At 71.5% G+C, this 13881-nt stretch carries 13 protein-coding genes; 11 read left to right on the top strand and 2 right to left on the bottom strand.

What is annotated here, in order from left to right; translation table 11 throughout:
* Position 1 precedes the first annotated feature (1 nt).
* Positions 2–1282: a hypothetical protein gene (locus POL25_RS00895; RefSeq protein WP_272083772.1), complete on the bottom strand. Its 1281-nt coding sequence runs from the start codon at positions 1280–1282 to the stop codon at positions 2–4.
* A 34-nt stretch (positions 1283–1316) separates the two neighbouring features.
* Positions 1317–2651: an adenosylmethionine--8-amino-7-oxononanoate transaminase gene (gene bioA, locus POL25_RS00890; RefSeq protein WP_272083770.1), complete on the bottom strand. Its 1335-nt coding sequence runs from the start codon at positions 2649–2651 to the stop codon at positions 1317–1319.
* A gap of 193 nt (positions 2652–2844) precedes the next feature.
* Here bioA and POL25_RS00885 point away from each other — a divergent pair, with 193 nt between their 5' ends.
* The 11 genes from POL25_RS00885 (at position 2845) to argB (ending at position 13872) form a co-directional block, all read left to right on the top strand.
* Positions 2845–3573, top strand: coding sequence for a hypothetical protein (locus POL25_RS00885; RefSeq protein WP_272083768.1), 729 nt, complete (start codon positions 2845–2847; stop codon positions 3571–3573).
* A 118-nt stretch (positions 3574–3691) separates the two neighbouring features.
* A complete protein-coding gene (locus POL25_RS00880; RefSeq protein WP_272083767.1) occupies positions 3692–4165 on the top strand; it encodes a hypothetical protein in 474 nt (157 codons plus the stop codon).
* Between the two features lie 22 nt (positions 4166–4187).
* Positions 4188–4610, top strand: coding sequence for a hypothetical protein (locus tag POL25_RS00875; protein ID WP_272083765.1), 423 nt, complete (start codon positions 4188–4190; stop codon positions 4608–4610).
* Positions 4611–4613: 3 nt separating this feature from the next.
* Complete coding sequence (locus tag POL25_RS00870) at positions 4614–6320, top strand: sigma-54-dependent transcriptional regulator (protein ID WP_272083763.1); 1707 nt, start codon at positions 4614–4616, stop codon at positions 6318–6320.
* 82 nt (positions 6321–6402) lie between these two features.
* Positions 6403–9402, top strand: a complete 3000-nt coding sequence (locus POL25_RS00865; protein WP_272083761.1) for a tetratricopeptide repeat protein — start codon at positions 6403–6405, stop codon at positions 9400–9402.
* Positions 9399–9866 carry a hypothetical protein gene (locus POL25_RS00860; RefSeq protein ID WP_272083759.1) on the top strand — a complete coding sequence of 156 codons (468 nt, stop codon included), beginning with the start codon at positions 9399–9401 and terminating at the stop codon, positions 9864–9866. The genes POL25_RS00865 and POL25_RS00860 overlap by 4 nt, the downstream gene beginning before the upstream one ends.
* A 32-nt stretch (positions 9867–9898) precedes the next feature.
* Positions 9899–10285 carry an acyl-CoA thioesterase gene (locus POL25_RS00855; protein ID WP_272083757.1) on the top strand — a complete coding sequence of 129 codons (387 nt, stop codon included), beginning with the start codon at positions 9899–9901 and terminating at the stop codon, positions 10283–10285.
* Between the two features lie 9 nt (positions 10286–10294).
* Positions 10295–10516: a hypothetical protein gene (locus POL25_RS00850; protein ID WP_272083754.1), complete on the top strand. Its 222-nt coding sequence runs from the start codon at positions 10295–10297 to the stop codon at positions 10514–10516.
* 13 nt (positions 10517–10529) lie between these two features.
* On the top strand, positions 10530–11450 hold the full coding sequence (locus POL25_RS00845; protein WP_272083752.1) for a hypothetical protein: 921 nt from the start codon (positions 10530–10532) through the stop codon (positions 11448–11450).
* Positions 11451–12001: 551 nt separating this feature from the next.
* A complete protein-coding gene (argC, locus tag POL25_RS00840) occupies positions 12002–13042 on the top strand; it encodes an N-acetyl-gamma-glutamyl-phosphate reductase (protein WP_272083749.1) in 1041 nt (346 codons plus the stop codon).
* Positions 13039–13872: an acetylglutamate kinase gene (argB, locus tag POL25_RS00835; protein WP_272083747.1), complete on the top strand. Its 834-nt coding sequence runs from the start codon at positions 13039–13041 to the stop codon at positions 13870–13872. The genes argC and argB overlap by 4 nt, the downstream gene beginning before the upstream one ends.
* Positions 13873–13881: the final 9 nt, after the last annotated feature.

Here is a 13881-nt window from a genome sequence, read left to right as displayed (position 1 = left end):
TTCAGCGGTCCTCGGCCGGCGCATCGTCGGCGCAGCCGATCTGGACGCGACGGCTCGGCGCCGACTCGGTGACCACGACGACCTGACCGCGTCCGGCGCGGAGGAGCGACGAGTGCTCGCCGACCTCGAGCGTGCCGACGATGTCCTCGTCGACGGTCGCGCCCTCGACCGGCGCGACGTACCAGTGCCGCTTCGGCAGCTGGCCGAGAGCGACCCGGCTGCCGAGCTGCAGCAGGTGCGAGTGAAGATCCTTGTTGAGCAGCGCGATCACGCCGCCCTCGTCGGTCGTGTCCGGGCCGAGCAGGTCGGCGCGGAACAGGTAGTCCGCGGGCGTCGCGTCGGCGCTCGATCCCTCCGGCCCGGGGACGAGCCCCGCGAGCACGTAGATCCCGAGCGGATCGGCGGCGATCTGCGCGGGGGAGGGCAGCACCGGCCCGTCGGTCGACCAGGCCACGTGATCGCGGCGCGTCACCACCGGTCGCTCGGTGGCCGGATCGCGCTGCAAGGTCAGGCTGATGATGTGCGTCTGCAGCATCGCCGGCGGGCTCTCGGGATCGGGCGCCACGTCGGGCAGCGAGGCGATCGAGATCAGCAGCGCGGCCCCGGCGACGCTGCCCGGCTCGGCGACGTCGAGCACCGCGAGCTCGCGCAGATCTTCCCACAGCAACGGGCAGTTGAGCTCGCTGAGCGGCGGGCAGGTCACCGTCGCCGACGACGTCCAGCGCTCGCCGAGCGCCAGCGCCGGGGTCACCGCCGCGATGTGCAAGGGCACCTCGCCGGCCTTCGTCTGCCGCGGCAGCGCCAGCAAGTGCGGGCTCTGGCCGAGGAACACCAGGCGGTAGAACCACTCCGTCGACCCGTCGCCGGGAAAGTCGCCGAGCGGCGGGCCGACCGACACCGCCGCTTCGTCCTCGTCGATGCGCCACAGCTGGGCCCCGTCGCCGCCGTCGAGCGTCAGCCAGATCTGGCCCTCGCTCGGCCCGCGCACCAGCGTGAACTCGTGCGCCGCGCCGACGGTCGTCAGGTCGACGCCGGGGATGTCCTCGGGGACACGTCGCAGCTCCAGCTCGCCCGGGTGCTCGCTGGCCAGCAGCCAGGTCGCGGCCCCGCCGCTGCGCGCGATCGCGGCCGCGTGGATCCGCCAGCCCGGCAGCACGTCGGGGTCGGCGACCACGAGCGCGATGTCCTCGCACGTGCGGCCGACGTCGAGCACCAGCCCGGGCGGCGTCACCGGGTTGCACGCGACGAGCAGCGCCGCGCCGACGAGTCCGCGAGCCCGCATCGCCGCGATCATACCCGCAACCCGCGCCGCCGCGTCACTCGACCACGGCGCGGATGGCCGCGATCGTCGCCGCGGCCAGGCGGTCGAGCTCGTCGTCGTCGATCACCAGCGGCGGGAACCAGTAGATCGTGTCGTGCAGCGGCCGCAGGAGCACCCCCTGGGCCAGCGCGGCCTCGCGCAACAGCAGCCCGATCCGGCCGTCGCGCGCCGCCGGGCTGCCGGCCGCCGGCACCACCTCGAGCGCCGCGATCATGCCCGCCTGGCGATGGGCCACCACCGCCGGGCAGGCCGCCGCGACCGCCCGGCGGCGCGCCGCCATCGCCTCGACGCGGGCCGGCAGGCGCGCCAGCAGGTCGGTCGAGCGAAACAGCTCGAGCCCCGCGATCGCGGCCGCGCAGGCGATCGGGTTGGCCGTGAACGTGTGGCTGTGGAGGAAGCTGCGGGTCGGCGCGCCGCGGAAGTCGACGTCGAAGCCGCCGCGGATCAGCACCGCCGCCAGCGGCAGGATGCCCGCCAGCCCCTTGCTGAGGCACAGGAGGTCCGGCTGAACTTCCGACCATGTACTTGCGAACATGTGACCCGTGCGGCCGAAGCCGACCGCGATCTCGTCGGCGATGACGTGGATCCCGAGGCGCTGGGCCGCGCGCGTCAGCTCGCGGTAGAAGCCCGCGCCGGTCATCGTCATCCGGCCCGCGCACTGCACCTGCGGCTCGATCACCACCGCCGTCAGCTCGTGCGCGTGCTCCTCGAGCGCGGCCACGGCGGCGGCCGTCTCGGGCGCGTCGTGGCCGAGGTCGGACGCCAGGTCGGCGTGCTCGTGCGTGGCGAAGCTCGGGGCCGGCAGCTCGAGCGGCGAGAACAGCAGCGGCGCGAACGTGTCGCGATAAGCGCTGGCGCCGCAGAGGGCCAGCGCGCCGAGGGTCTCGCCGTGGTAGCCGTTGCGCAGGGTGGCGAAGCGGCGGCGCTCGGGTTCGCCGCGCTGCTGGCGGGCCTGGAAGCTGAGCTTGAGCGCCACCTCGATCGCGGCCGAGCCGCAGTCGGCGTAGAACACCCGCTCGTAGCCGGGCGGCGCCGCGGCCACCAGCGCCTCGGCGAGCGCGACCGCGGGCTCGTGGGTGAAGCCGGCGAACATCACGTGGTCGAGGCGCTCGACCTGCTCGCGGACCGCGGCGACGATCGCCGGGTGGCCGTGGCCGTGCACGCACGTCCACCACGACGCGATCGCGTCGAGGATCGCCCGTCCGCCGGCCTCGTAAAGCCAGCACCCGCGGGCCCGCTCGACGGCGATCGGCGGCAGGCGGTCGAGGTCGGCGAAGTGCGTCGCCGGGTGCCAGACGTGCGCGCGATCGCGGTCGATGAGGCTCGCCACGGCGGCGAGGCTGACCTCGGAGGCGCGCGGTCGTCAAGCCCCGGCCGCCGCGCCCGGGCCGGTCGTCGCCGTCCGCGCCGGTTTGGGGCGCGGCAGCCCGCCTCCGTGCGGTCCCCATTGCGTCGGTCGGGCGGCTCGCGCAACCTTGCGGTGGGCGCCGCTCGCACGCCGTCGCGCCGCCTCGGGATTCGCCATGCAGCGCACGCTCTCGACCCTTCGTACCGCCCTCCGTTCGCTCCCCTTGTTCGCCGGGCTGTTCGCCGCCGCCGTCGCCGGCGGATGCGTGCTCTACGGCGAGCCTGACGACTACAAGACCTGCCAGGAGGTCGCCTGCGGCAACAATGCCAGCTGCGGCGACGGCAAGTGCTTCTGCGATCCGGGCTACGAGGGCAACCCGTACACCGGCTGTCAGGACGCGACGCCCGCCGTCGACAAGGAGTGCGCCAAGGACTGCGGGCAGAACGCCTACTGCTCCGAGGGCGAGTGTTACTGCGAGCTCGACCACGTCTACGTCTGCGGCGAGAACGCCGGCTGCATGCCCACCGATCGGCTGTGCGACAAGACGCCCGACTGCCCCAACGGCGCCGACGAGGCCCTCGCGGTCTGCTCGCAGCCGATCTTCCAGGAGTGGCTGCTGACGGACGACTGCGACGACGGCCTCGACATCGAGTGGAAGCTGTTCGCGCAGGACCGCGACTGGGCCTGGCCCGATGTCGACACCAGCTTCCGCACCGCCGGCCGCGGCATCGACGTCTACCAGACCATTCAATGCTTCAAGGACGAACGGATCTGCTTCGCCGGCGCGTCCGGTGACGTCACCTGGGGCTTCAACCTCGACGGCACCGGCCAATGCGACGCGTGCTGTGCTCCCTGCGGCTCGATGGATCTGCTGGATCTCGGGTTCCTCACCTGTGAGGGCTGAAGGCCAGCGAGGGCGCGGGGGTGCGCGGGCCCCTTGCTTTTGCGCCTGATTGCCGCTACGTCTCCCCCGACACGTGTGTGCCCACAAGGCTGCATGCGGCGTTCGTGGTGGGACTTCCATGACAGAGATCGCCCAGCTCTTCGAATCTGCCCTCCGACAGAACCGGGCCACCTTGCTCCGCAAGGCCGCGATCAACACGGTGGCGCGGATGCCGGCCATCACCAAGCTCAGCGAGCTGCTCAGCAGCGAGGCGGGCGCCTCGATCCGCCAGCTCAGCATCAGCGAGCTGCGCGAGGCCCTCGCGGCGCTGGTCCCGGCGCGGGCCGCCCGCCCGGCGCCGGCAGTGAGCGCGGCGAACGTCGAGGCCGAAGGCGCGGCCAACGGCGCCGGCGAGGCGCGCGAGGTCCAGGTCTACAAGCAGATCCTCACCGCCATCGAGGACGAGCCGCTCACCATCGGCCAGCTCGCCAAGCGCATCGACTGCGACATCGCCGAGCTGCGCGGCTACCTCGCGTGGATGAAGAAGATGGGCAAGATCGACAGCACGGGGCGCGCGCGCGCGACCCGCTATCACAAGCCGGCCGGGGCCTGAGCTCCGCGGGCGCTGGCACGCCATGACATTCGCGGTCGCCGACTTCCCCGAACAGGTCGCCGCGCTCAAGCACGACCTCGGCAAGTACGTCGCCTGGATGTCGGCCAACCTCGGCGACGACGCCTGGCACGGCCCGCTGCGCGACGAGCTGATCGAGGCGTTGCGACGCGACCTGCTGCGGACCCGCAGCGGCGGCGACGGCACCGTCGAGACCGCGTGGGAGCTGTGGTCGCGCTTCGCTGCTGCCTGGCCGCGCCCGTTGCCCGCGCCCGAGCTGCTCGAGGTCGAGGCCGCGGTCGAGGTCCTGCGCGCGCACGGGCCTGCGCTCGCCCGCGGCGATCGTGACGCCATCGCCGCCGCGCGCCCGCACGTCCGCGCCGCTCAGCAGACGATCCGCAGCGCGCTGCAGCAGCTGCATCGACGGCTCCAATCCCAGCGCGGGTGATTCGTGCCGTCGATCCTCATCATCGACGACGAGGACAACTACCTCGAGCTGTGCCGGCGCTACATGCCCGAGCACAGCTTCCTGCCGCCGGCCCGCAACTACCGCGAGACCGCGGCCGCGCTGCGGCGCTACGCCGGCCAGGTCGACCTCGTCCTGCTCGACGTCCACTTCGACATCCCCGACGTCGAGCTGCTGCCGCACGACAAGCAGCCGCTGCTGGCCCGCGGCGGTGACCCGGCCAAGGTGTTCGAGCGGCTGCGGCGCAGCCAGGGCCTCTACATCCTCGACCAGATCCGGCAGAGCCACCCCGACTTGCCGGTGATCGTCATGACCTCGCGCGACGACCTCCCGCTCGAGGCCGACGCCGAGCGCCTGCGGGCCGAGGATTACACCTACCTGCTCGCCGACGACTACCTCGACGCGCGCGCGCTCAAGCTGCAGATCGACGGCATCCTCGCCCAGCGCGAGCGGCACGTCGCCGCCGCCAGCGAGCCGTTTTATTGGGGCAACTCCGCCGCCATGATCGGCCTGCGTCGACGCCTCGGGATCCTCGCGCGCGGGCGCCTGCCGGTCATCATCCAGGGCGCCACCGGCACCGGCAAGAGCCTCGTCGCCCGCGAGTTCATCCACCCTCGCTCCGAGCGCGCCGGTCCGTTCGTCGCCGTCGACCTCTCGACCTTGCCGAACGACCTCATGGCCGCGCACCTGTTCGGCGTGGTCAAGGGCGCGTACACCGGCGCCACCAGCTCGCGCGAGGGCGTGCTCGCGCGGGCCAGCGGCGGCACCTTGTTCCTCGACGAGATCGGCAACCTCGGCCTCGAGCTGCAGAAATCGCTGCTGCTCGTGCTGCAGGAGGGCGCCTACCGGCCGATCGGCGCCACCAAGGAGCTGCAGACCGACATCAAGTTGGTCGTCGCCACCAACGAGAACCTCGCCGCCATGGTCCGCGCCGGCCGCTTCCGCGAGGATCTCTACATGCGCCTCAACCCCGCGACCGCGGTCACCTTGCCCGGTCTGCGCGAGCGTCGCGACGACTTTCAGGAGCTGCTCGAGTGGTTCATGCGCCGCGTCACCGGCGAGGCGTACAACCGCGACCTCCTGGCCCAGTACGCCGAGCAGCGCGACCTCCCGATCCCCGGCCCGAGCGACGTCCTCACCGTCACCGTCGGCCGCTCGATCCCCCCGCGCGGCGACGCCCGGCGCATGCACGTCATCTTGCATCCGAGCAGCTTCAAGCTGCTGCAGGAGTTCGACTGGCCCGGCAACTTCCGCCAGTTCGAGATGACCCTCTCGAACCTCCTCACCTTCACCCTCGTCGACCTCGTCGATCGGCCCGAGCGCATCGAGCCGGAAGATCTGGGCGAGGCCGGGCGTCCTGACATCATCCCGATCTTGCCGCGCACCGTCAGCGACCTGCTGCGGCCGATGACCGCCCCGAGCGTCACCGAGGCCCCGGACGACGACATCGCTATCGACGGCGCCGACCTCGCGCGCCTGGCGATCGTCCTCCGGCCTGGCGAGTCGCTCAACGCCGTCTCGTGCGCGGTCGAGCGCCAGTACCTGGAGCACCTCTACGAGCGCTGCGTCGGTGACCTCGGCAAGATGGGCGAGATCCTCCTCAACGACGCCGGCGCCGGGCGCAAGATCCAGCTCCGCATGAACCAGCTCGGCATCAAGCTGCGCCGGCTCAAGCGGCGCGGCGACGCCTGAGGGGGGCCCGCCGACCATGCGTCGCTGCTCGCCCGCGTCTGCTATCCTGACCGGGCCCCGTCACCCGGGCGCGCCAGCGACCATGCGCAAGGGACATGTCCGATCGGCAAGGCTCCTTGGGGCATGTCTCTTCGCACATGTCCTCATCGCCAGCCCGAGCCTCGCCGCGGCCGCGCCCGCCCCGACCGCCAGCAAGGCCGTCAAGAAGCCCGGCAAGGCCGAAGAGAGCACCATCAAGCCGGTCTACGACCCGCTGGCCGAGCTGCCGCTGCCACCCGAGGACGACAGCGCCGGCTTCGACGAGCCCGGCGGGCTGACCCCCGAGCAGCGGATGGAGCAGTTCGACATCAGCATGAGCCGGGCCACCCGGCTCGAGCGCGAGGGGCGGGCGGACGACGCCCTGCGCGAGTACAACAACGCGCTCAAGCTCCAGCCCGGCGACCCCGGGGCGCTGCGCGGGCGGGCCTACTTGCGGGCCCGTCGCGCGCGCGAGAACACCTGCCCGCGGCGGGCGATCGACGACCTCAAGCTGCTGCGCACCTACGACCCGCGCGGCTTGTGGCTGGCCGAGCGGCGCACCCTCGTCGAGTGGATGGGCCGCTGCGAGGAGCGCTACGACGACGAGCGCCTCAACCTCGCGCTCGAGATCGCCGAGCAGGACCCGCGCACCGAGGGTCGGCCGCCGGAGATCCGCTTCACCGTCGCCGCCTTGCTCAACCGCCAGGCCGAGAAGGCCGCCTCGACCCGCGAGCGCGACAGCCAGCGCGAGGCGGCGCTCAAGCAGCTCGACCTCTACCGCCGCGAGTGCGTCGCCGGCGGGCGCAAGCCGGGCGCCGACGCCCTGCGGTTGCAGGCCGACCTGCTGCTCGAGCAGAACGACATCGAGGCCGCGATCGCCATCAACGAGGAGCTCAGCGGCGCCTACCCGGGTACTCCGCTGGCCAAGCGGGCCAAGGAGCAGGTCGACGAGCTGCGGCTGCAGGTCGAGCTCAACAAGCTCGAGAAGGAGCAGGGCGGGCGGCCGAGCGAGTTCGCCGAGCAGAGCTACCGGCGCGCGCTCACCTCGATGCGCGGCGGCGACCTCGACGCCGCCGAGCGCGACCTGCTGGTCGCGATCGAGAACTCGCCGTGGTACCCCAAGGCGCACTACACCCTCGGCGTCATCTACGCCCGCAAGGGCCGGATCCCCAAGGCCGTCGATCAGCTCAAGCTCGCCGTGCGCATGGATCGCTTCGACTACGAGGCGCACATGGCTCTCGGCCTCGTCTACAAGAAGCAGTTCGCCGGCGCCGAGGACGTGCGGGCCATCGAGCACCTCGAGAAGGCGCTGCTGCTGCGGCCCGACCTGCATCACCTCCACATCTTGCTCGGCGAGCTCAACGCCCGCGAGAACCGCGAGGCCGCGCGGCGGCACTATGAGCGGTTCCTCCGCACCGCGCCCGACGACGACCCCGATCGTCCGCAGGCCGAGCGCGCGCTGAAGGACCTCACGCAGGAGGTCAGCCCCGAAGAGCCGCTCTACCTCAACGAGCCGCCCGACAACTTGCAGCGGCTCGATCCCTCGCTGCAGCGCATGATCAACGAGGCCTACCTGCGCGTCTCCGAAGAAGGCGACCTCAACCAGGCCGAGAAGATCCTGCAGCGCGCGCGCGAGCGGTTTCGCAGCGAGCCGGTCGTCTACAACGAGCTCGCCAAGGTCGTGTACGCCCAGGGCCGCACCGGCGACGCGCGTCAGTTCTGGGAGCAGAGCCTCGCGCTCGCCGAGGAGCAGATGGAGGTCCACGAGCGGCTCGGCATCCTGCTCGAGGGCGACCTGCCGGCGCAGTCGACCGTGCACCTGCGCCGCGCCGCCGAGCTCGGATCGGCCACCGCCCGCTTTCGCCTGGCCAAGCGGCTGTGGGACGACTACCACCTGATCGAGGCCTCGGAGCAGCTCGACCAGTTCTTGCGCGAGGCCGACGAGTACAACCTCCACTGGGACGCCGCGCACCGCCTGCGCGATCGCATGGACGCGACCTTCCTGCGCATCTACCTCGGCGCCGGGGCGCTCGCGCTGCTGCTGGTGGCGATCCCGGCGTGGCAGGTCTATCGCCGGCTGCGCGGCGCCTCGCTGACGCAGATGCTCGAGCGGGCGCCGAAGAGCTTCCCCGAGGTCGCGCGGATCTTGAGCCTCATTCGCCACGAGATCCTCAAGCACAACACCTCCTTCCTGGCCGACGTCGGCCGCGCGCTCGAGATGGACGAGCCCGACGCCGAGGCGCGCACCGCCGTCGTCGCCGCCCGCCTGTTCGGCGCCCCGCGCGATCGCAACGAGGCCACCCCGGTTCCGGGCCGCGTCTCGCTGCGCGAGCGCGGGATCCATGGGCGCTTCCTCGGCTACGTCGACGAGCTGCAGAAGGTCGGCCGCAGCCACAACATCAACCTCAACCTCTACCGCAAGGACCCGATCTTCAGCGCCATGATCGCCGCCTTCGAGGACCTGCGCGGGCTCGAGGGCCTGCAGCGGGCGCCGAGCCGCGAGCGTCACGCGCTCAAGCTGGAGTGGGCGCGCCGGCTCGGTCGCAGCGGCCACGTCCTCGGCCGCAAGGCGTTCGAGGAGCTGTCGGGCGTCATCCGTTCGCTGTGCATCGTCGCCGTCGATCCGGCCACGATCCGTGAGATCTTCGCCCAGGTGGTCGCCGAGCCGCAGTTCGCCACGGTCCAGATCGCCGAGCCGCAGATCGACGGCGAGGGCGCCAAGATCCGCGTGTTCCACAGCGACCTCGAGGACATCGTCACCAACGTGCTGCGCAACTCGCTGCAGTCGAGCGTGCTGTACGGGCCGAAGCCGATCGCCCTCGGCATCGACCTCGTCACCGAGATGGACGAGATCACTGGTTTGTCGACGCTGGCGATCCGCATCAAGGATCGCTCGACCGAGCAGCTCAGCAACGAGATGCTCCGCGGTCGCTACGTCGAGCGCGGCATGGGCATCACCGCCGACCTCCTGTCGCGCTACGACGGCTCGATCGCCGTCGAACCCGAGCGCGGCTGGCAGAAGGCCGTCGTGCTGCGGTTCTTCACCGTGGAGGAGGGGCCATGAGCGAGATCAAGGTCCTCGTCGTCGAGGACGGGGACGAATATCTGACCAACCTCTCGACCTTCGTGTCGCGGGGGATCCGCTACACGCAGGCCAAGAGCGGCGAGCAGGCGTGCGCGCTGCTGGCGTCGTTGCAGCCGGACCTCGTGTACCTCGACATGCGCTTCGACCGCACGCCGATCGAGGCGCTGCTCGGCGACCTCGTGGCGCTGACGGCCCGCTTCAACGGCGACGTCGCCCGCGCGCGCGCGTTCCAGCAGGACAACCAGGGCCTGTTCGTGCTCCGGGCCCTGCGCGACGCCGGCTTCCGCGGGCCGGTGATCCTGTCGTACGACTTCGGCGCGGAGGAGCGGCGCTTCCGCGCGCTGTCGGAGCGAGATCCAGCGCTCAGCTACTGCCCCGACTACGCCGACGCCGACACGATCCACGCCGCCATCCAGCGCGCCGTCGGGCGCCCGTCCGCGTGACAATCGGCGCCGTTTGGCGCATCGTCCGCCTCATGCAGCCCGCGATTCGGGTCATGATGATGCCGCGCGACACCAACGCGCACGGCACGATCTTCGGCGGTCACATCCTCAGCTTGCTCGACCAGGCCGGGGCGGTCGCGGCCCACGCCATCGGCGCGCGCAAGGTCGTTACGGTGGCGGTCCGCGAGGTCGTGTTCAAGGAGCCGGTGCACGTCGGCGACATCGTCAGCCTGTTCGCCGAGGTCACCGACGTCGGCTCGAGTTCGCTGACCATCCGCGTACGGGTCGAGGCGCAAGAGCCGATCGGCGGGCGCAGCGTCGAGGTCACCACCGCCGAGCTGGTCTACGTGCAGGTCGACGACCGCGGCCGTCCGGTGCCGATCCAGCGCGTACTTCCGCCGCGTGACGCGGAGTGCTAGCTTGCCGGCATGAAGCGTCTCACCTGGACCCTGTTGGCCCTGTGTCTCGGTTTTACCGCCGCGTGCGCCGAGCAGCCGGGCAAGAAGAAGGAAGAGGACACCAAGTCCGAGGCGAAGACCGTCGACGGCAAGAAGGTCGACGCGAAGCCCGAGGTCAAGCCGGCTGACGCCGCGCCTGCGCCCGCGCCCGAGGCCGCTCCCGCGCCCGCGCCCGCGCCCGAGGCGAAGTAGTCCGGTCCCGGCGATGCGGCTGCCGCTCCGCCACCCGCCGCACGGGCGCGACGCGCCGCTGCTGCGCTGCGCCTACCTCGAGGCGCTGGCCGAGCACGCGCGCGGCCTGGCTTTGGGGCCAGCCGCCGAGTTGGTCGCGCCTCGCGGCTCACGCGGGCGGTTCGGCAGCGCGCTGCAGTGGCACTTCGGCCTCGAGCCGCACGACGGCCTCGATCACCTCGACTGGGAGGACCGCATCGAGCTCAAGCTGGTGTCGGTCTGGCGCGCGCGCGAGGGGCTCGCGTGCGACAAGCTCAAGGTCTGCGACCTCAACATCGACCCCTGGCACAAGCTCAGCAACGTGCTGTGGGTGTTCGCCGACCGCCTCACGCGCGTGGTCGTCGGTCATCGCTTCACGCGCATGGGCGGGCCGATGCGCGAGCGGCTCGAGGCCTCGTGGTCGGTCGACCCGCACTTCGAGCGGCCGTCGCTGTTCGTCGAGGCCCGCGAGCAGGAGCAGCGGCAGGCCCCGGCGTACTACCTCAGCGCCGCGTGGTTCCGGGCCGAGGGGCTGCTCCCGCGCGAGCTGGCGGGCGTGCTGCCGTTCGACTCGCGCTGGTGGTCGGGCGCGCGGCCGGGCGGGCGCGATCCGTTGATCACACTGTGGCGCGGCGAGGCCCAGGGCGAGCTCGTGTGTCCGCGGTGTGGCGGGCCGATCCGGGCCGACCACGAGCGCCTGGCGCGCGACGGCTGGGCGCCCGCGGTCCACGCGATGCCGTTCGGCGAGCGCTGCGGGGTGCGCGGGCATTTCGCGGTCGCGGCTTCACACCTGGCCCTCGGGACAGGTGAACCCGGGCGCGCCGAGCTCGAATCGGCGCTGCAGGGGCTGCTCGGACGCGACCAGGTCGAGCGGCTGGCCGACCACGTGATCGAGCCCGACGACCACCTGCACTGAGCCGCGGGGCTGAGCCTGGCTGGTGCTGAGGTCCGCGAGCCTGGCGTTCGGGGGCTTAAAATCGAGAACCCGAGATGCCGACCAAAGCATCCCGGGTCCCCCCCCAGATCTAAGAAGTTGCTACTGCACCGACCAAGCGAAGCGCGACAAGCTCAAACGACTCGATACGTTAGGAGAAGCGGGTAAGTTGAGCGCGAAGGTTCAAGTCAGAAGAAGCCGAAGCCAAGCGATAAGCGACGTAAGGCAGGAAGCTAAAGAAGGCCAAGCAGAAGAGCTAAGGTAAGTAGGGTCGACGGCGTCATTCCGGCGACACCGACCCTGAGTGCAGGTCACGAGCCAGGTTGGCAAGTCGTCGAGATCATTGATGACAGGTTGTCATGAGCGGGCCCGCACCGCGCCGGTATGACACCGCTGTCAGTCCTGGCCCGCCGGCCGCCGCGACAGGCCATGACAGCGATGTCGTGCGCGGGCGAGGCCGGACATCGCGCGGGTCCCGGGCATCTGCTAGGAAGTCCCGCACAGAGCCCATGTCCACGAATTCGCGGCCACGCGTGACGATTATTGGCGGAACTGGCTACGGCGGCGCCGAGCTGATCCGGTTACTTCGTTGGCACCCCGGCGTCGACCTGGTCCGGGTGACCAGCATCGACCAGGTCGGGGAGCCGCTCGAGGCGGTGCACCGCAACCTGCCGAAGACCGGCCTGGTGTTCGAGAACATCCCCGCGGCCGAGGCCGCCCGCGATGTCGATGTGGTGTTCCTGGCGCTGCCGCACAAGGTCAGCGCGACCATGGCCGGCGAGCTCGCCGACGTGCCGGCGCGGGTGATCGACCTGTCGGGCGACTTTCGCCTGCGCAACAAGGACGACTACAAGACCTTCTACGGCGACGTTCACCCGCACCCCGAGCACCTCGGCACGTGGGCCTACGGCCTGCCGGAGCTGCACAAGGCGGCGATCCGCGAGGCCCGTCGGGTCGCCTCGCCGGGCTGCTTCGCCACCGCGATCGCGCTCGGTCTGCTGCCGCTGGCCCACGCGGGGCTGCTGCGCGGACCCATCCACACCGTGGCGATGACCGGCTCGTCCGGCTCGGGGGCCTACGCGCAGATCGGCACGCACCACCCGCTGCGCGCCGGCAACCTCAAGACGTACAAGGTGTTGAACCACCAGCACACGCCGGAGATCGAGCAGGCCCTGCGCGACGCGGCGGGCGGCCACGGGGAGGCGTTCTCGCTGGCATTCGTGCCAGTCTCGGCGCCGCTGGTGCGCGGGATCCTGGCGACCACCATCATCTCGGTGCCGGGCGACCTCGATGTCAAGGCGCTGTTCGGCGAGTACTACCGCGATGCCCCGTTCGTGCGCGTGCTCGGCAGCAAGGTCGGCGCCGAGGTGGTGGCGATCAAGGGCAGCATGTACGTCGACCTGTCCTGGACTTTGGGACAGGTCGATCCGGCGACCGGTCAGCGCCAGCTGGCGGTGGTCACCGCGCTCGACAACCTCGTCAAGGGCGGGGCAGGGCAGGCGGTGCAGTCGATGAACCTGATGCTCGGGCTCGCGGAGACGGCCGGCATCGACGCCCCGGGGCTGTGGCCATGACGACGGCGGTCCTCAAGTTCGGCGGCGAAGTCATCGCCGACGCGTCCGCCCTCGCGGCGGTGCTCGGCGACGTCGCCCGGCTCACCGCGGCCGGCTGGAAGTTCGCCATCTGCCACGGCGGCGGGCCGCAGGCCAACGCGCTGCAGGAGCGGCTCGGGCTGCAGCCCGTCAAGGTCGGCGGCCGTCGGGTCACCGACGCGGCGACCCTGCAGGTGATGAAGTACGTGCTCGCCGGCGAGCTCTCGGTCGACGTCGTCGCGGCCGCGCTCGCGGCCGGGCTCGGCGGCGCGCTCGGGATCTCGGGCGTGAGCGCGGGGCTGGTGACGGCGCGCCGACGTCCGCCCACGCGCGTCAGCGGCGGCGACGAGGAGCTGGTCGACTTCGGTCTGGTCGGCGACGTCGTCGAGATCCGCACCGCGCTCATCGAGCACCTGTGGGCCGGCGGTTACACGCCGGTGATCAACACGCTCGGCGTCGGGCTCGACACCGAGGGCTCCACCTGCCCGGTCTTCAACATCAACGCCGACACGGTGTCGTCGGCGATCGCGGGCGCGCTGAAGGTCGATCACCTGTTCCTCATGACCGGCGTGCCGGGGGTGCTGCGCGACAAGGACGACCCGAGCACGCGGATCGCCCGCCTCAGCGCGGCCGAGGCCCGCGGCGCGATCGAGATGAAGGGGATCGTCGGCGGCATGATCCCGAAGGTCGAGGAGGCGCTGGCCAACCTGGCCCTCGGGATCGGCGCAGTGCACATCCTCGGCGCCAACGCGGGCGCGCTGCAGGCCGAGGCGGCCGCGCCGGGCAGCGTCGGCACCGTGCTGGTCGGGTGACGCTGCTAC

Source organism: Nannocystis bainbridge, assembly GCF_028368995.1.
Taxonomy (GTDB): Bacteria; Myxococcota_A; Polyangia; order Nannocystales; family Nannocystaceae; genus Nannocystis; species Nannocystis bainbridge.
Note: the sequence above shows the minus strand (reverse complement) of the source record. Positions and strands in the feature narration are given on the sequence as shown.

Bases quoted from the DNA above. Each gene is read 5' to 3' on its own strand.
- POL25_RS00875 (WP_272083765.1), top strand. From the start codon at position 4,188: ATGACATTCGCGGTCGCCGACTTCCCCGAACAGGTCGCCGCGCTCAAG.
- POL25_RS00895 (WP_272083772.1), bottom strand. From the start codon at position 1,282: ATGCGGGCTCGCGGACTCGTCGGCGCGGCGCTGCTCGTCGCGTGCAAC.
- POL25_RS00860 (WP_272083759.1), top strand. From the start codon at position 9,399: ATGAGCGAGATCAAGGTCCTCGTCGTCGAGGACGGGGACGAATATCTG.
- POL25_RS00865 (WP_272083761.1), top strand. From the start codon at position 6,403: ATGCGCAAGGGACATGTCCGATCGGCAAGGCTCCTTGGGGCATGTCTC.
- POL25_RS00880 (WP_272083767.1), top strand. From the start codon at position 3,692: ATGACAGAGATCGCCCAGCTCTTCGAATCTGCCCTCCGACAGAACCGG.
- argB (WP_272083747.1), top strand. From the start codon at position 13,039: ATGACGACGGCGGTCCTCAAGTTCGGCGGCGAAGTCATCGCCGACGCG.
- POL25_RS00885 (WP_272083768.1), top strand. From the start codon at position 2,845: ATGCAGCGCACGCTCTCGACCCTTCGTACCGCCCTCCGTTCGCTCCCC.
- POL25_RS00855 (WP_272083757.1), top strand. From the start codon at position 9,899: ATGCAGCCCGCGATTCGGGTCATGATGATGCCGCGCGACACCAACGCG.
- POL25_RS00845 (WP_272083752.1), top strand. From the start codon at position 10,530: ATGCGGCTGCCGCTCCGCCACCCGCCGCACGGGCGCGACGCGCCGCTG.
- POL25_RS00850 (WP_272083754.1), top strand. From the start codon at position 10,295: ATGAAGCGTCTCACCTGGACCCTGTTGGCCCTGTGTCTCGGTTTTACC.